Below are 17,845 nucleotides of genomic sequence, written 5' to 3' on the forward strand. Positions count from 1 at the left end.
ATTGCTCTGTAAAGGATTGCCCGTTATCACTCTGGGGTTAGCCAGGTGATGATGCGGCATTGTACGATAATGGTGTGAGCTTACCAGCCGGCTTCGGTGTTATTAGATGTATTGGTAAGTTTTTCAGGCAGATTTCGGCATGGGTATGAAGAATTCATTCAAAAGCGCATTGTTTTGTTCCCTTTTGGGATTGTCCGGTATTTCTCTGGCCGGAGGTTATACCTATAAGGTTCCTTTTGACGGTGATTATGACGCGGCTTATTCTAAGGCCTTCAAGAGGATGGTCACTGATGTCAGCAGCGGAGCCACGGATCCTAATTCTCTCAGTGTGAATATTCAGTCCCTGATTGCTTCAGAGGACATTTCCATGGATGGCTCGGAATACATCATTGTTTTTGACGAAGCCAAGATCAAGAGACTCATTTCCCGGGGAGATATTTCTGTGTGGAGAGGTCTGAGTCAGCCTCTGGTTGCCTGGGTGCTTTTGGGCCTTCCTGAAACCGATGATCTGGGAGAGCAGAAATACAAGACTTCATTTATCACTGACGCCGAAGATCAGTTTCTTGCCGAGCTTAAAAAGGCCGGTTCCAGAAACGGGGTCAATCTTCTGATCCCGCTGTTTGATCTTGACGACATGGCTGATCTCCGGGCTTCCGATGTGATGCTTTCCGATTCCGAGAAGGCTGGCAAGGCTTCTCAGAAGTACAGCTCCGGCTATGCTCTTCTGGGCGTTCTGAGTCCGGAACCAGGCGGGCAGTATCAGTTTGCTTACCATATAGTGAATATTTCCCAGAAATCAGAGGTTTTATCGAACTCCGTTTTTGGAAGTCTTTCTCAGGTGGCGGTGCGGTTTTATCAGGATCTTAAAAACAATTCTGCGCTGTTTTCTGCCAAAACGGTCAGGGATGAAAGCAGCAACCCTGGCCGTGATAACAGCTCTGATACCAGTGAAGTTCCGGGATACTCTCATGTGGAGGCTCTGGGACTTGGAAAACAGGATGACGGTTCATACCGGGTTCTGGTGCAGGGTGCGGTGAACTTTTCTATCATGAAGCAGATAAAGGACGACCTTTACGATAAGGGGTTCCAGTCGGTAAGCATTGCCGAGGTGAAGGGCGGGGATGTGGTTTTCTTACTGAAGCCTGCCAAGGACATGGTGCTGGAAGAAGCGATCGCTCAGGAAAAAGTACTGGTTAACAGAACTCAGTATGTTTATCTCTATAACCCGCGGGCCTACGGTCGTAACAGCTCCGGTAGTTCCGGAAGCAGCACGGGATATTCCGGAGACAGCAATACCAGGGCTGATGACGGAGATTTGACCAGCGCATCCCGGAACGGCAATGATGATGCCGGATCCGGTATTTCATACGATGAGGCCGCTCGGGAACTCAGGGATCGTTATAAGCGTGATTCCGGCGGTTATCCGAACCCCAACAACAGACTCCATACCGGGGGAGGCGTTGTAGAACGTTAATCTGTCAGAGGCAGGCAGGCGGAATATGGCGAAGAATAGTTCTGAAATTACAGAAAGCGGCATGCAGCTGCCCCTGACTCTTTCATTTGGGGCGGGGATTTCCATGGATTCGTTCTGTGTGTGTCCGTCCAATGTTGCTGCCTACAACTATATGAACGAATCGGTCAATGCGGCTCGGGAAGAAAGGCGTTTTCTCTATCTTTACGGTCCTTCCGGCAGCGGCAAAACCCACCTCATAAAAGGAGCCACTCTCCGAGCGGAGGCAATGGGCATGCATGCCACCGTTTTGGATATGGCCAAAGTAAGTGAGTTTGACTGGGATTCCATGTATACCATGATGGTAGGAGTGGAAAGCTATGATGTCATTCTTCTGGATAATATTGATGCCATTGCCGGTAACAGTAATCTCGAGGCTGAAATCTTCAGCCTTTATAACCGCTGGCTGGGGGAGCCCTCCGGTTTTCTGGCGGTAGCTTCTCACGAATCCCCTACCAAATCCGGTTTTGGTAAGCGGGATCTTATTTCCCGTTTTTCTTCAGGGGTAACACTATCCGTGGACTGTCTCCCCCAGGAAATGTTTCCTGAGATGCTGATGCGGCGGGAGAAGGCAAAAGGCGGCATTCTTCCGGCTTCCCGGGCGGAGCAGATTTCCCGCCGGGTGGACAACATCAGGGATGCAGTGAAAGCTGTGGATCTTATTGATGATACCAGCATTGCCAATAAGAAGGGCGTTACCAAAAATCTGGTTAACCAGGTGTTGGATCGGCTTTTTAAGAAAGAAGAGGATAAAAGGAAGCTTTTCTGACACCTGATTCTTTTGGGCAACTACATCTATGAGTTCTTTTCCGTGTCATGCCGAGTTATGTGGCAGGGCAGTCTGTGTAAAGTTTTCCGGAAGCAGAATACAGCATGTAAAGCATCGGTATTTTGTACATGCTGTTAAAGATTTCGATCTGATATCTGGCAAAGAAGTAATAGCTAAACTGATCCCGAAATTTGGGTTAATCAGAATATGGTAAATGGAGTTCCGGCCCAGACCTTACGCGGCAAGATCCGTTAAGTTAGCTGGATCATGCTGACGCTGGCACGGATCTCTTTGCCCTGATTGCTGGTTTCGGTTCCTCACTCATAGGACTTCAGTTTGGCTTGGAGATGGCACTTTTGACCTGACATATCCTGAATTTTGGCAGCGACTGAGATCAATAGGGTTTTCTGCGTGATTTGAACCAAAATAAAAGTAGAGAATCCTTAATTTTAGCCACGGTTCTAGCAAAAATTACTATTTTGACTTTTTGTACTATACTTATAAATAGTCATCACTGAAAGACGTTTTATATTTCAGACTGATTCATAAGTAATATGCGGTTTTGTATAATTGATAATAACAGAGTGATAAAATTGCAAATAATTTTATAATAAATTGCAAACAAACTGGAAATGATATGATTTATATAAATAAAGATATTTATTCTGAAAAATACGCTGATATGATCTACGAGATATATACTTCAATAAAAATAGGTATTGGATGTGAGCTTTTATACGTTTATTTTGGATATCCATTTTTTAATCATGGAAATGTTTCTACATTTATTCCTTTTTTTATTATTTGTGCAAAAGGTTTTGTGGTTGTTTGTAATGATGATAACAAAGAACAATATAAAAAAGAATTTATTAATATAATGATTGAAAGAAAAATATTGAGAGATATCAGTGCAAGGATGGATAAACAATACTATATACATTTTGTAAATCCTGATAACTATACTACTGAATTATTTAATCTGTTTTGCTCAAAAAATGATAGCTTTAGTAAAATAGCTATTGATGAAGCTCGTTATGCTTTTAATAAAAAATATAGAATAGAAACGCTTGCAAGAGATAATTTTCACTTGCAGAAAATATATTAGCACTAGTTCTTTAACTAATTTAAACTTAACCAGATGTTGTGCTAATAACAATGTATTAATGTAATTATTTATAGGGTTAAGGTATATTAGTCAGAAATATTTAGAGACAAAAGTTTTTATAAAACCGATATATGTTAATTAAATTTAGAGTGATTTAAGGGGTTGTCATTGATAATCATTTTAATCACCTTGCCAATATTGCTTGTGATTTGACCTTTTAATTTGTGTATGTCTTGATTTATGTGCTCTTCCTGATTAATGGCTGTAAGCACATTATCGGCAAGCTTGCCAATTTTAGGATTACTTTTCGCATTCATATGTGTTAAATCACGCAAAACATTATACGCATAACTATATCTGCCATGTTCATCCATGGACAGGAATTCTGCTTCATGCCCTTGTATATGCGTGTAATAGCTGCCTTCTATGTGTAATATAAGGAAAAGCTCAAATCCCGGATTTGTTACAGCAGCAATATCGTTCTCTTCAATTGATGAAACAAGTTCATCATAACCGGAGACCTTGTTTTCAAAAATATCACCGTCAAACACAATAATCATTTTATCACGATGAGGATCAAAGCCGAGTTCAGGATTTTTCTTTTGCGCATCTGCAAATGCTTTAAGATTCTTCGGGAACGAAATATCCTTGTCTTTTCCGGTTTTTTCACAAAGACGGAGTTCAATTAATTGATGGATGCCCAATTGCTTTCTTAAATCAATCAGTCTTCTGAAATAGTACGTTTCTGTATTTAATCCTTCGCAAATGAAATAGAATTTTTTAAAAGGTTCGATTTGTTCCTGATTATCATATGGACGACTGTTCCAGTTGGTGTAAATATGAACAGGCATTATGATTCTTCTCCTTCTGAGAAAGCAAACTGCTGGAACACAGGAATTGCTCCGTACCTTCCGTCAAGATAGGCTTTGCTCAATTCATGATCGTACAATTTTTTGAAACGATCTAATGAATAAAGCTTGCTGGCGTTTTTCCCATCTCTTTCAATGAACCAGATCTCATCTCTTCTGAACAGATTGTAATCCATGATAGCATTATCATGAGTTGTGAACAAGAGCTGGTTTTTATCTTTTTCATGATTCGTTATAAATAACTTTAATAAATGTTCAGTTAGTTTTGGATGAAGACTGCGATCCAGTTCATCCACCACGAATATGTTATCATTTTGAACAGTCATAATTATTTCTAAGAGATCAAATAATCTTCTTGTTCCTTCAGATTCCTCATAAAAACTGAATTCATAAGGTGAAGCCCCGTGCTCTAAGATAATGATAGATATGTCAGGATTACCATTATTATCCATATTTATAATAAAGAAATCTCCTCCTGTGCGACATATAAACGGTAATTCAGACATCTTGCTCCTGTTTTCTTTCAATTCAGTAATAATAGTGTGTAAAATCCGATATGCGTCAGTTTTATTAATTTCTTCCATTGAAACCTGACGTGTCTTAACACTTGTTACTCCTGTATCAAATGTTTTAATCAAAGCGCTTATATTGTTTATATTTTCATCATTATATGTATTTTTCCCTGATATTCCTGAATAAGGATCTATTACGATTATATTGTTCATAAGATAGTTAAATACGTCATGAAAAAATTTTAAATTAGAATTATTGTCAAATTTTTTAACATGGTTCATTTCCGCAAGAAAAAGCAGTGTGCTTTCGTCTGAAAAATCATTTGAGTAAACTTTAAATCTGCTTTCTTCTTCATCAGAAAAATTGATGTTGTCACCAAGAGTCGGTTTATTATTTTCATCTCTGGTAAACAGAGGGGCGGCACCGCCATCTTCATTAAGTTTATATAACCATTCCTCTTTAATTTTTCTTTGATTTAGCACGGCGCTGAAACCGTATGCATAAAATTCTTCGCCAATGGAAAACTGTAACTCAAATACACTATCTTTGGTTTTATTTTCTGCTCTGTTTTTGCAAAAACAGTTCATGCAGTTAACGGTAAGACCATTCCGTAAAACCATTTGGATAAATGAAAATAAAGAAACTAAATTAGATTTCCCGGATGCGTTTGCGCCGTATACAACTGCATTGTTTAGTATTTTTGTATTCTTTATCTGTACGAAGTTTTTTGGACAGTCGTTTATTCTGTTAGAGGAAATCATGGAAAGTTCCTCTTTTAAATCGAATGATTTATAATTTTCAACTGATATCTTGATTAGCATAGAGGACTCCTGCTGTAAAAATAATGGCTCATTCTTAGTATTAAATTATAAACTGCCGTTCTTTTGGTTAATAATCTAAAGTAAATTCCATATCATAGGATTTTTTTCCGAATGTCTTCAGGATGATCTTCTCCCAGTAAATACTTTAACTTACTCAGCGTAGTTTAGTATTTCTCGCCAATGCCATGTTTTGACCATTTGCGCCAGACCCTCTACTTCATCATGAAGTCAGTTTATGATTAAAGTCGTGTTATTAAGGCTTCAATCTCTGTTCATTACGCATTCCATAAGATCATCTGTGGCTGGACTGCTGGTTTTAAAACCTGACACTGAAACTGCGTTGTGGTCTAACATTCTGATGTGAGAGGGGGAATCAATATTGGCAAGTACAGTTGGTGAGTGAGCCGTGATAATGAACTGAACTTCAGGAAAGATGTTCCTGAGTGCTCCGATTATGCTTTTCTGCCAGGCCGGATGGAGGCGCATGTCAATGTCGTCTATCATAACAATACCCGGAGTTTTCCGGGTGATGTCATCTTGGAGATCCGGATTCAGCATGGCCATTCTGGAAGCCAGATCTCCAACCATGCTTAATGTTACTCTAAGACTGTCACTTAGCATTCTGAAAGGAAGACGCTCTTTCTGACGTTCCGAATTTATGTATTCAATTTCAAATTCGCGGCTGTCGGTCTTAAAATCAAAATCAGGAATTTCTTTGCCTTCTTTACCTTCCTTGCCTTTGTCCGTACCGGCTTCCATACAGGCATAGCATCTTCCCATTGCCTGTTTGACCACCATGAGTTCCGGAACGTTTTTTCTGTTTTGATACTCAACGGCAAGCATTCTCCTGAACCATCTTAGAAACAGCTTTTCATCTGAAGCTGTGTTAAGGCAATGGTCATATCCCTGAGTTCTTTCAAATCTGCCGAAGATCCATTCGTCTGCGGAGTCTTTCTTTTGCTTGTACAAGCGATCTGTTCCGTAATATGCGATTACCGGAAGAATAAGGTTCTCTTTCCCTTTGCTTACAGCACTCCGAAGCTCCTGGCTGTATTCAGTTATCGGTTTGGAGTCCGCGGTCTTTGTTCGCCCCCCTTCCTTCAGGAGACTTCTTTTCCAGTGAAAATCACGGGATTCAGCGCTGATTTCCACTTCAATTTCAGCAGGGAACATCTTGCGATTAAGAATTGTATTTTTTGATTCAGAAGAATCGGCGGACTTAAAAGACTGCAACCGAACATCATCCTGAGACAGACTGTTAAATGTACCTCCCGTCACTCCCGTAAGATAGCTTCCCAGCGCAATTGACAAAGCATCCAGAACAGAAGATTTTCCGGAACTGTTTTTTCCTGTTAATACGGTACAATGTTCGTCAAAATCAATTGACAAATCTGAAAAACATCTAAAATTTTTTAGTGTCATTCTTTTAACAAACATTGCTTTTCCTGTACAGGCTTTACTTCTCATGTACTAGTTTAGGAGATTTGTATTTAGTATTAGCGTATGTGGTAAAATTTATTACCAAACTGTATTAAATACAGCTAAACAACCTTTATTTTTCAAGCCTTCGTAAAAAGCGGCGACATACCTATCTGCGTTTTTCGCTGATATGAAAAATCACGCCGCTTTTTCGATTTTTGGTTTGATTTTGACGTTTAGCACTGTTTTATCAGCTTTGCGGTGCATCCTCCTCTTTTTCCGGCGGCGCTGCGATGGGTACCGGATCCCGCGAGGGCCACATGGTTACCACGGTCTTGATAAACACAGCCAGCGGGATTGCCAGCACGATACCCCAGAAGCCCCATATTCCGCCGAAGAGAAATACTGATACCAGAATTGAGAAGGTGTCAATTTTCAGGGCTTCCGAGAACAGCATAGGTGTAATGACGTAGGCGTCAACGATCTGAAGCACTACATAAACCGACAGCAGGATCAGCATATCGCTGCTGAGACCGAACTGCATAAGCCCCACGCCAATAAGGGGGATGGTAATGATGACAATGCCTACGTACGGCACTAAAACGCTGAGACCTATTCCAATGGCAAAAAGCAGAGTGTAATTAAGTCCCATGATTCCCAAAAATATGCCGTTAATTATGGCGACAATGAAAATGTGGATAATGTTGCCAATAAGGTATTTGGAAATAAGCCTGTTGATTTCTTTCCAAAAGGCCGCTACTTCATCATAGGCAGAACAATAATGACCAATGAGGTTAAGAAGCCGATCCTTGTCCTTAAGCATGAAAAAAGCGAATATGGGAACAATCAGGAAATACACCGTTATAAAGCTCATAGTGTTCATGAAAATAGGAGCAATCTGCTTTATGGCCGGAGTAATAATGTTTTTAAACCATTCTTCAAGATATATCACAGCGGATTTCAGCTGATCCACGGTGACAATGTTCTGATAGCTTTCGGGAAGCTTGCCCCTGATTTTATTGAACTGTTCTGTGATCCAGCTCATAGCCTTGTCGTTTTCAGCCTTGTCGATCTCCTCCTGGACTTTCTTCTTGTCTTCTGCTGCGTCATCTGATGAGACATTTCCTGAAGCTGGGGTTTCTGCCTTTGTTTCTTCGTTGATGTTTCCTGATGCTGCCGTTTCGGAACTGTTTGCTTTCAGAGAAGCTGTGTTGTCTTTTGTTTCCTGAGAATCAGGAAGAGGGTTTTCAGGATTTATATTCTCTGAGTTAGCTGAGTCCTGATTTTCTGAGAGCAGGGGAGTGCTGGAATCAATCCCGCTATTAAGCACCGCTCCTTCCTTGCCGCTGTCTTGTTCCGGATTTTCCCTAAGGCTGTTTTCAGATAATGCCTGCGGTGTTTCCTCCTGATTTGCATCTTTGACCGGATTCTCCGTATCGGATACTTTGCTGCTATTACCTGAGGTATCGGTGGAGGTATCCATTGAATTCTTGTTCAGCGCCTTGTTCTCGGCGTCCTTGGCTGCAGCTTCTTTTAAACTGCCTTTTATATCGGATGCCGGGGTATTGCTGTTATTTAAGGCAATGCCGATTTTCTGGGTCATGGCGGTGATTTGCTGCGCTGCCGGCGGTACTACGGCAAACAGGATTCCCGCTACCAGGAGGGCTGCGCTTCCTAAGACAATTGTGGCGGCGAAGGTACGGCTGACACCGTGCCTTACCAGAAAGGACACCGGCCTTTCAAAAATAAAGGCCAGCACCAAAGCGGCAATCAAAGGCCCGAAAACTCCGCTGCCATAGTACACCAGAAGAAAAATTGTTATGAACTGGAGTAACAGAACAGCGCTGGGGGGATTCGAAAGATTGCGAAAATACCACTTTTTGATAAATTCAAACATGTTTCACTTCTTTTTATTTTGTCTTTATCTTTTAACAACACCGGGAATAAAGCCGGAAAACACGAGAATACGCCGTTATGCTATCACAAAGCCCCTCGGAGTGCTAACCGTAAACCGGGAAGATGATAGCTCCCCGGGGATGTATTACTTATCGGGCTTGCCTTGCAAGTATTCCGCTGTCTCCGATTATACTAAAGACCATAAAAGCATTCCGCATCCGGATTAGGTGCTTAAACATCAGGGGCGCAGCAGTGCCGGACGACTGGTAATGCTTTATCTTTCAAAGCTCTGTATGCAAGGATGCTCTTTCATATTCGGTATATCCGCAAATGGCAGTTCTGCCGTGTGCTGCAAAGCCTTGTTAATTTTGCTTTTCACACAGAATGCATTTAGGCCCCTGAAATATCATTATATAGGCCTTAATCTGTTTTCCGCTGAAATCCAGAGCGGAGCAGTACATCAGGGCTTTGTTTTCAGATTCTCTTTTAAGACGCCGGAGTTCTGATTCATAATTATTCTCATTGCCTTCTCTCTTGTCTGTGTCGGAGATTTCAGGCAGATGCCTGAATTTAAAGAGATAAACGCATTCATTGCTTTTACCGCGGTTAACCGTAACAACCAGATCCGCCATTGGTTCGCCTTCGCCGGTACTATTAATGGCGGGAATTCTGAGAGGCTTCTGCATTTTGGCCTGTATGCCGCGCGTTTGTGAAAGTTTGGCATACAGGGTCAGATTTAAAGCCTTTTCATTCCTATGAGTCAATATCGGGTTGGTAACGATGCTGCTCAGAAATTCTGTGCAGGATACTGCAAAGGATGAGAGGTCATCTTCCGTATTTTCAAGGGGGGAGATATCAAGCGCGTATGAGGTGAATGCTGTGTCAGGGGTTAATCTGAGATTTATGGCGCACTCATCGAAGCTTCTGGCCATTAAAAGATTTGGTATACGGAGAGTCAGCCTGCCGCCCTTAAATTTGGGAGCAGTGGTCAGATATCCCAGATGATACAGTATGGACAGGAGCTTTTCTCTGTCCCAGTCAGTATTTCCAATCAGATCAAAGTTCTGATACAGCTGACTGACAAAAAAGCATTTTCCGCTCAGATAGGTATCGAGAATGTCATCTGCAAGTCCGGCTCCGGCGGTATTCAACAGATGTTCAAGTTTTTTGCCATAGTGATCACAAGAGGGAGCAAGACATAATTCCGGAGGAGCAAGCTGTTCTTGTTCAGCGATTTCATGCAGATAGAAAAGACACAGGGAAGAGTTAAAGACCGTTTTCGGGGATGCGGCACTGAAGCAGTATCCGCCGTATACGGGCTTCATGAGAGTAATAAGATTCGATACGCTGACACCGAACTTATCTGTATCCACAAGCTTTGGTATCAGGACACCAAGCTCCTCTTCGGTAAAACCGGCATAGGTACTAAACTTTGGTTCTGATGTTACATTAAGGGAAATGTCAAAGCCTGACACCAAAGAGTTCAGCGATACCGGTAAAACTCCGGTGATGAAGGTTTTGGAGATGCAGTCATTGGCTCCTGATTTTATGGTTTCATAGAATGCTGCGATGAATCCGTAAGCTTCGGTTATTGTTTTGGATTGTTCCTCGTCCCGGAACAGAAGCTTACGGGCAAAATTGTCGTACTCGTCAATCATGACATACAGAAGCTTTTTGGAAGAAAACTTTTTGTAAGCTGAAAGAAAGGTTTTCAACAATCCTGACGGCGTTTTTGTTTCATTTTTGGCGGGGTTAAAGACAAAATCCGGGTATCTTTTCTTAAAGTCCGCTATTCCGGACTTGATGGCGATAATAAAACCATTAACAAGGGTATTAACATCGCGTCCCCAAATTCCGGAAAAGTCAAAATCAATCACATGGTACGTATTCTTGCTTGAAAGATCCTTTTCGTAAATTGCCGTTTTTGAAAACAGCTCCTCGTACCGATCCTTGTATGAAGTATCATAGAAGCACTTCAGCATCAGAATAAAGGCGCTTTTGCCGAAACACCGGGGGCGGAGCAGCAGAGGAGATCTGGACATGCTTTTGGTATCAAGCTCCGCGATAAAGCCGGTTTTGTCTGCAAAAGCGACTTTATCCTGTTGGAATTCATCAAATGAAATATGTCCAAAAGGATTGTTGAGTAATGATGGCATATTGTCTGTCATTATGTAATCACTGTTTAAGCAGCGAACTCCCGAAGTTCAGACGCTCGCATCTTTGCTGCCTTGCATAGCGCAGCGGTAAAGGCCGCGAAGGAAAAACGGTTATGCGCTGCAGACTCATTTGGTTCGGGCGCTCATTTTGTTGTATTCCGTAATTCAGAGTCCGTTAATTACAATGTCGTAGTATGCCGCGTAGTATGGCACGTACGCTCTGATCTGTTTTTGGCGCCTGTTTAGCACCCTGATAAATTGGGCACAGCGTCAAAAGTCTTTAAACCGCTAGTTGCGAAGATAATGGAAGACCTTTGGATCTCAAAGACAAATTGACGTCCGGAAAAAGCTTTCTGCTGCGGTCTTGCCGGCAAAGAACAAGCACGGGCCTTACCAAAAAATATTAAGGCCAATCCGCGCAAATAGCAACATTGCGAGAATTCTTCTGCGACTGTCCTGATATTCGGTGCCTGGTATTTGCCGGGGCACAGTCGGTATCTCTGCCTGTTTGTTGATTCCGTCTCGTTCTCCCTTGGGATCATGGTTTTTCCGGTATCCGGAGCGAATTGGGGTAGAATGATGTCCTGATAATGCGGCTTATTCAGTCAGATGTGGCGGTGGAGACATGTTCTTTAAATTTCAGAAAAACTTTAAGCTTTTGCTGCTGACCGGTCTTCTGGCTTTTGGCGGGGCCTTGGGATCAGACTTCAATATCGGTACCGCCGGTGTGCGGGGAATGTCTGTCGAAAAGGAAAATGAGCTGGGGCAGTATTTTATGATTGTGGCCAGATCCCAGCTGCCTATTGTTAATGATCCCGTTCTCAGCGAATATCTTGCCGGAACAGTTGGCCGCATGGCGGCACAGGCGCAGGGAGTCCGCTACCCCTTTGAATCCTTTTTTGTCGAGGATCGGAGTGTAAACGCAGCAGCGTTTTTCGGCGGCAAAATAATGGTCAATACCGGACTTATTGCGGCAACGGATACGGAAAGCGAATTTGCCGGAGTGCTGGCTCACGAAATGACTCACGTTACTCAGAGACACCTGGCCCGCAGTCTTGAAATTCAAAGCGATGCCCAGACTGCCGGCATTCTGGGCATGATTGGCGGACTTATTCTGGGGGTGGTGAATCCGGCTCTGGCTATGGCCACAGTGACGGCTTCAGTAAACGGGGCGCAGCAGGCAGGCATTAACTACACCCGTTCCAACGAAGAAGAGGCGGACAGAATCGGAATTGATCTTCTTTATAGATCCGGCTTCAATCCTGAAGGAATGCCTTCCCTGTTTCGCAAGCTGCGGGCGATGGACAATAAAATTAATCCCGCCTTTGAAATGCTGCTCACCCATCCCCTCAGCGAAAAGCGCGTGGCTGATGCGGAAAACCGTTCCCGTCAGTTCAAGAAAAACAAGTACTTTGAAAGCACGGATTATCAGTTTGCCAAAAGCAGGATTCTGGCCCGTTACAGCGGTATTTCCAGAGAACACCTGAAGAGCGAGGCAGAAAGACGGGTAAAGGTTAATCCGGAAGATTACGGTGCCTGGTATCTTCTGGCTCTGACCGCTACCGATGGCGGTGATTTCAGCGCGGCCAGGCAGGCTCTGGATGTTTTGAACCGCAAATTCAGCGCTAATCTCTTTATTATTGACACCATGACTGATTATCTGACCGGATCCGGAAAGGCTGCTCAGGCTGTTGAAATGCTGGAATCACAGTTAAGGAAGCACCCTGATAATGAGGTTGTGGCGGTGAATCTTGCTCAGTCATATCTGGAAAGCGGAAAGACCGACAGCGCCATTCAGATTTTGAGACGGCTTAATCGTTCAAAAGAATCGGTGGTGGGTAAAGAACTTCTCATGAAGGCCTATCGCATCAAAAAGGATACCTGCAGCATGTACCAGCTTAATGCCGAGCTCATGAGCTACCGGGGGCGCTGGGAGCAGGCGCAGATGAATGCAAATACCGCTCTCAGAGTCTGCAAGAACAAAAATGATGTCATGAGAACCAGAGCGCTGATTTCAAAGATAGTAAAGGATCAGGCTGTTTACAAGGAGCTGATGAAGTAAATCGGCCTGTTTGCTGAACATTTGCTGCCTCGCTGAGTATGTTTTGCTATTCGGTTGGTTTTGCAGTTCATGAGCTATAGAAACGGCACCATATAGACAGGCTGGTATTGGATATTGTTTTCTTTTTTCGTGTCCTTGGTGTAAATGACATAGCTTGAGAGAATCCGGGCGTGGTATTTTTCAATAAAAGCGTCAAGAGAAGCATGTGTCTGGTAACCGGATGATTTTATTTCAAGAGGACAGATTTTATTTTTTCGGGAAATTAAGAAATCAATTTCAAATTTGCGTTTATTCTCTTTGTTTTGAAAAGTATGATAAAACAGACTGTTTCCCTCTGCTGTCAGCATCTGAGCCACAGCATTTTCATACAGATATCCTAAATTAAACGGCAGCTTATCGTTAAGGAGTTTTTCGTAAATTACGTTATCGGTGAAATCCTTATCCTTGAACATGAGGGTTGCAAAAAGCCCGGTATCGCATATGTAAAGCTTGAATTTTGTCAGATCCTTGATGGCGGACATCCCTATAACCGGGTCATTGGTATGATAGGACGTCAGAACGATTCCTGAATTCTGCATCTCGAAAACCAGTTCCAGAATGTCTTCTGCGCGGTAATTTTTGAGGACGCTGGATACGTGATATCTGGAATCATTTTTGTTAAGCTGAGCCGGGATGTTTTCAAATAAGGCTGAAATTCGTCCTTTGGGATCAATTTTAGCAAAGTCGTTCATGTACAAATTGATGATGTCCCGTTTTACCAGGTCTGTCTTTTTAAAATTGTTGTACTTAAGATAGGCATCCACGGCCTGCGGCATGCCTCCTACCAGCATATACAGCCGAAACCGCTGCAGAAGTTCCCGATTTGTTTTTTCTCCCAGTTTTATTCCGGATTCAAAGGCCTGCCGCAGGAGACGACAGGTTGCGCTGTCACCCACAGCCCAGAGAAATTCTTCGTAATCCATGGGATACATGCTGAGTTTTCTTTCTTCGCTGGGGATGACAATATCCTTCACGTTCCGGCGAATGGAAATTAGCGAACCGGTTTCTATGTAATCGTAACGGTGATCCCTGACGAGGTGCTTAATTGCCTGACGGGCCTTGGGGCACAGCTGCACTTCGTCAAAGATTATCAAAGACTTTCTCTCGATAAGATCTGTTTTGTACTGGAGTTGGATCTGGAGAAAAAAGTAGTTTAGATCAGAAAAATTATTAAATAGTTCCAGCACAGATTGTTTTGCTGCTGAAAAATCTATAAAAATAAAACTGTCGTACTCATTTTTACCAAATTCCTGAACTACTGTTGACTTCCCAACGCGCCGTGCTCCTTCAATGAGAAGTGCCGTACTGCCGTTTGATTCATGTTTCCATTGGAGAAGTTTGTCATAGATTTTTCTTTTAAACATGATTGCTTGATTCCGTTACGGTGAATCCTGCTTTTGGCGGGAACAAGGGGGCAAAAATACAGTTTTTATAAATCGAATTTACCGCAAAAGTAAGATTTTTGCAGTTATGTTTCACCGCAAAAGTTTGGTTTTTTGAGGTTATCAGCAAATTGTGAGTTTTTGTTTGGCTGTTTTAACGCAAAATCAATGGTTTTATATGAGTGATTTCCCGCAAAAATGCAATTTTGGGCAGATCGCAGGCTCGAACCAGACGCATGGCAAGAGAAAATTGTATGGTAAGTTTAATGCAAGCACCGCACGGTGCGAGTGATATGGCACAGCTTTGTTTTTCAGGGTGAATGCGGGTGGTACAACGGAGGAGCGGGAAAGGAAGCAGGGCTTATCAGCCCTGCAATCAGCCATTTCAGCGGATTTTAGCTGCAATAAAAGGGCGGACTTAATACATCAGAGAGTAAACAGCTCTGCGGTATTTGCCCTGCAGGGGATCGCCGTTCATGGTGGAAAGAATGTCAAGATAAACCTTCTTAATGTTTCCGGCGTTGAGATCCCTTTTCAGGTAGCTGAGCAGAAGCTGTAAGGCCTCTTCAGTCTTCCCGTCCTGACTCCAGGCGGTGGCCAGCTGTTCCGCAATGTCAAGATCATCGGGATTTTCCTGATGCCGGGTCTCAAGAATGCGGGTTTCCGGATTTTCCCGGTTCTTTTCAGCCAGCGTGAGAGCGGCCATAAGATCCTGGTAGATCTGGGACTGCTGATCAGCGGGATCCGTTCCTGCCAGAATTTCCCGGGCCTTATCCAGTTTTTTGGTCTTAATGGCGATATCGGCAAAGCCGAACCTGATGTTGATGTCCTTGGGGGCTATTTCAAAGGCTTCCTGAAGCTTGGCAAAGGCTTCGTGGTTTTTGCCGGCTTCCTCAAGCTTCACAGCTTCCGCAAAAAGAATTTTTTCTTTTGCGGGCATAAAGGAAGCAATGAGACCGGGAACAGCCTCCAGATTTGAAAGTCTGTCAGAAAGCACCAGATCCACCGGGCGGCCGTTTTCCAGCACGCAGATAGCCGGAAGCGAAGTAATGCCAATCTGAGCGCAGATGCTGTAGATAGCAGGATCCGAAACGTCTGCTTCTGCCAGAATTAAGAATTCATTGCCTGCTCCTGCGGCGTTTTCCAGAGCCTGAGTCAGGGCTGCGGATTTGGGATCCTGCGGATCAAAAACGTACAATAATACGGTTTTTTCAGCTGATTTTTGGATAATATCCCTGATGTTGTTTTGATTTGCGACTTCTATCATTTCCTTTACTTGTCCTTAAATTTATTAAGAATCTTAATGGCCTTAATCAGTGTTGACATATTGGGCTGATTCTTGTGTTCATCATCATCGCTGTAGATGCTGGCATTGCCATGCTTGTCAAAGGCAGTGGTCTGATTGCTTGCTATGATGCGGATCTCCGAGGAATCTCCGCTCAGGATCCAGGGGCGGTTATCCAGATCCCGCACATTCATGCCGGTGCTGTAGGTATCGTAGCTGTTGCGAATGCCTAGTATTTCTCTGGAAATGGTGGGCGCTAAATCCTGAGAACTGGTGAGCGCCGTGATTTTTGCCGGGATAATGGCATCTGGCCAGCTGATAATAAGAGGCACGTGAAAGGTGCGGCGGTCATATTTGGCATCTTGGTATCCCGGGAATGGGAGAGAAATACCCCGGAGAGCGGTAATGATAAACACGGTGTTTTTGAGCCGGCCTTCCTCCAGCAGCGCTGACTGGACTTCATCGATAAGGACATCGGTGCTGAGCAGGGTGTTGTAGTAACGGTTGTATACCTGGGGGTCGCCGATTTCAATATTGTCTGAAATCAGCTGGCTGTAGGGAATCTCCGGCTGAAATTTCCGCGGGGCGGTCTGGGAGTCCTTCAGGGTTATCGGAGCGTTAAGGTTGATTATCATCATCTGCGGTCTTGAGCGATCCCACTTTCTGATGTATTGCACTGCCGCTCTGACGGTCTCTTCATCAGAGGAGAAGCTTTTAAGCTGGTTTCTGCGAATGCCGCTGATGGCCCGGAAATCGGTGACCTTTTTACTGGGTTTTCCGGTCATGAAGGACTGAAACTTATAATCCTGCTGCAGCATTTCAGTCATGTTAACCGGCGGGGTTTCGCTGGATCTGATCAGGGGGAGGTACTGTCCGGGGAGGCCGTACATCACCTCGAAGGCCGAAAGAGTGGCATCATTGCTGCCCAGAAAATGGTTTTCATAGGAGTCGTGCCTGGCTGCAAAATCCATCAGGCGCGGCATGTACTCGATATTGAGATAACTCTTTGAAAGTCCTTCGATAAATACAATGACAATATTGAGAGGCTCCTCTCTGGGCGTTACTCTCAGATTTTCCAGAGGGTAGCGGATCTTCTGCTGATAACGATCGATATTCTTTCTTTCGATTTCGTTCTGCGCCCCTTCCTGAATGTCCACGATCCAGCCATGCTCCTTCAGGAATGTGTTGGCAGTCATGGGATAGTATGCCGGAAAAATGGATTTCTGCTGAGTGATAGGCACGTATTTGTAAGCATCAGCCCAAATATGCATGATGTGGGCTGAGAAAAATGAAATCAGAAATATGGAGGAGACAAAAAAGCTGAGCTTCTGATGGCTGCGGGTGTATATGTGATGCCAGGACAGCGAGGAGAAAAGACATTCTATAGCCAGGAGCACCGGAGCTGCTATATAAAGGAAATTAAAGTTAAGCCCGGTGGAGAATCCCTCCTGCTCAAAAAAGAGATCCAGTACCGAGAGATTGATATGAATCTTTATGGCCTGATACAGCTTCACGTCTACCAGCATGATCATGAACAGGATCACCGTCAGAATAACTGCCAGCACTCGGTAGATTTTAAGATTGCCGATAAAGGAAAGCGGAAAAAAGATCAGGATGTAGATAATGGTTACCAGACAGCTGAAATGTCCCAGCCAGCTGATGATAAGGTAAACAATGCCGAGACTGGTGGATGGTGTGGGAGTGTTATAAAGATAACTGAGTCCGATGGCCACGGCCAGAAAAATGTTCAGGAACAGAAACCAGTGTCCCCAGCTTATGGTGCGGGAAACTTCGTCCTTGTAGGTAAAAAAACTGGGAATTTTCAGGTTATCCATTAAACGACCCTGCAATAAAGAATCTATGACGCATCAGTGACTCTTGTGATATTAGCGCCGATTTGCATTATAAGGCAAAACAGGCTTTTTATTCCATACCGCATATTTCTTGCGGCTTTTCCAGGGGAATGCGGCTGACGAAGCTTGCGTCTTAAAAGTAAGTTATCAGGCGCCGGCAGGGGAG

At 43.6% G+C, this 17,845-nt stretch carries 12 protein-coding genes; 4 read left to right on the forward strand and 8 right to left on the reverse strand.

Annotation, left to right across the window (positions count from 1 at the left end; genetic code table 11):
• Window positions 1–139: 139 nt before the first annotated feature.
• From ACJROR_RS01030 to ACJROR_RS01040, 3 genes are all read left to right on the forward strand, one after another.
• Entirely contained in the window at window positions 140–1,474 is a 1,335-nt protein-coding gene (locus tag ACJROR_RS01030; RefSeq protein ID WP_406545480.1) for a DUF2066 domain-containing protein, read from the forward strand.
• A 25-nt stretch (window positions 1,475–1,499) separates the two neighbouring features.
• Entirely contained in the window at window positions 1,500–2,279 is a 780-nt protein-coding gene (locus ACJROR_RS01035; protein WP_406545481.1) for a DnaA ATPase domain-containing protein, read from the forward strand.
• Between the two features lie 637 nt (window positions 2,280–2,916).
• Window positions 2,917–3,384 (forward strand): hypothetical protein, encoded by a 468-nt coding sequence (locus tag ACJROR_RS01040; protein ID WP_406545482.1) that lies wholly within the window; start codon window positions 2,917–2,919, stop codon window positions 3,382–3,384.
• Window positions 3,385–3,518: 134 nt separating this feature from the next.
• On the opposite strand, the gene ACJROR_RS01045 is transcribed toward ACJROR_RS01040, so the two are convergent.
• The 5 genes from ACJROR_RS01045 to ACJROR_RS01065 all read right to left on the reverse strand — a co-directional run bounded on the left by ACJROR_RS01045 (window position 3,519) and on the right by ACJROR_RS01065 (window position 11,070).
• On the reverse strand, window positions 3,519–4,235 hold the full coding sequence (locus ACJROR_RS01045; protein WP_406545483.1) for an RloB family protein: 717 nt from the start codon (window positions 4,233–4,235) through the stop codon (window positions 3,519–3,521).
• Window positions 4,235–5,587, reverse strand: coding sequence for an ATP/GTP-binding protein (locus ACJROR_RS01050; protein WP_406545484.1), 1,353 nt, complete (start codon window positions 5,585–5,587; stop codon window positions 4,235–4,237). The genes ACJROR_RS01045 and ACJROR_RS01050 overlap by 1 nt, the downstream gene beginning before the upstream one ends.
• A 261-nt stretch (window positions 5,588–5,848) precedes the next feature.
• Entirely contained in the window at window positions 5,849–7,024 is a 1,176-nt protein-coding gene (locus tag ACJROR_RS01055) for an AAA family ATPase (protein WP_406545485.1), read from the reverse strand.
• A gap of 232 nt (window positions 7,025–7,256) precedes the next feature.
• A complete protein-coding gene (locus ACJROR_RS01060; protein ID WP_406545486.1) occupies window positions 7,257–8,903 on the reverse strand; it encodes an AI-2E family transporter in 1,647 nt (548 codons plus the stop codon).
• A 361-nt stretch (window positions 8,904–9,264) separates the two neighbouring features.
• Window positions 9,265–11,070: an AAA family ATPase gene (locus ACJROR_RS01065; protein WP_406545487.1), complete on the reverse strand. Its 1,806-nt coding sequence runs from the start codon at window positions 11,068–11,070 to the stop codon at window positions 9,265–9,267.
• A 613-nt stretch (window positions 11,071–11,683) separates the two neighbouring features.
• Here ACJROR_RS01065 and ACJROR_RS01070 point away from each other — a divergent pair.
• The gene (locus tag ACJROR_RS01070) at window positions 11,684–13,120 is read left to right on the forward strand and encodes a M48 family metalloprotease (RefSeq protein ID WP_406545488.1); all 1,437 of its coding nucleotides are present in this window, start codon (window positions 11,684–11,686) and stop codon (window positions 13,118–13,120) included.
• A gap of 74 nt (window positions 13,121–13,194) precedes the next feature.
• On the opposite strand, the gene ACJROR_RS01075 is transcribed toward ACJROR_RS01070, so the two are convergent.
• The 3 genes from ACJROR_RS01075 to ACJROR_RS01085 form a co-directional block, all read right to left on the reverse strand.
• Window positions 13,195–14,523 (reverse strand): ATP-binding protein, encoded by a 1,329-nt coding sequence (locus ACJROR_RS01075; protein WP_406545489.1) that lies wholly within the window; start codon window positions 14,521–14,523, stop codon window positions 13,195–13,197.
• 436 nt (window positions 14,524–14,959) lie between these two features.
• Window positions 14,960–15,808: a tetratricopeptide repeat protein gene (locus tag ACJROR_RS01080; RefSeq protein ID WP_406545490.1), complete on the reverse strand. Its 849-nt coding sequence runs from the start codon at window positions 15,806–15,808 to the stop codon at window positions 14,960–14,962.
• A gap of 5 nt (window positions 15,809–15,813) precedes the next feature.
• The gene (locus tag ACJROR_RS01085; protein WP_406039622.1) at window positions 15,814–17,661 is read right to left on the reverse strand and encodes a DUF3413 domain-containing protein; all 1,848 of its coding nucleotides are present in this window, start codon (window positions 17,659–17,661) and stop codon (window positions 15,814–15,816) included.
• Window positions 17,662–17,845 lie beyond the last annotated feature (184 nt).

The organism is Succinimonas sp., from assembly GCF_045225735.1.
GTDB lineage: Bacteria > Pseudomonadota > Gammaproteobacteria > Enterobacterales > Succinivibrionaceae > Succinimonas.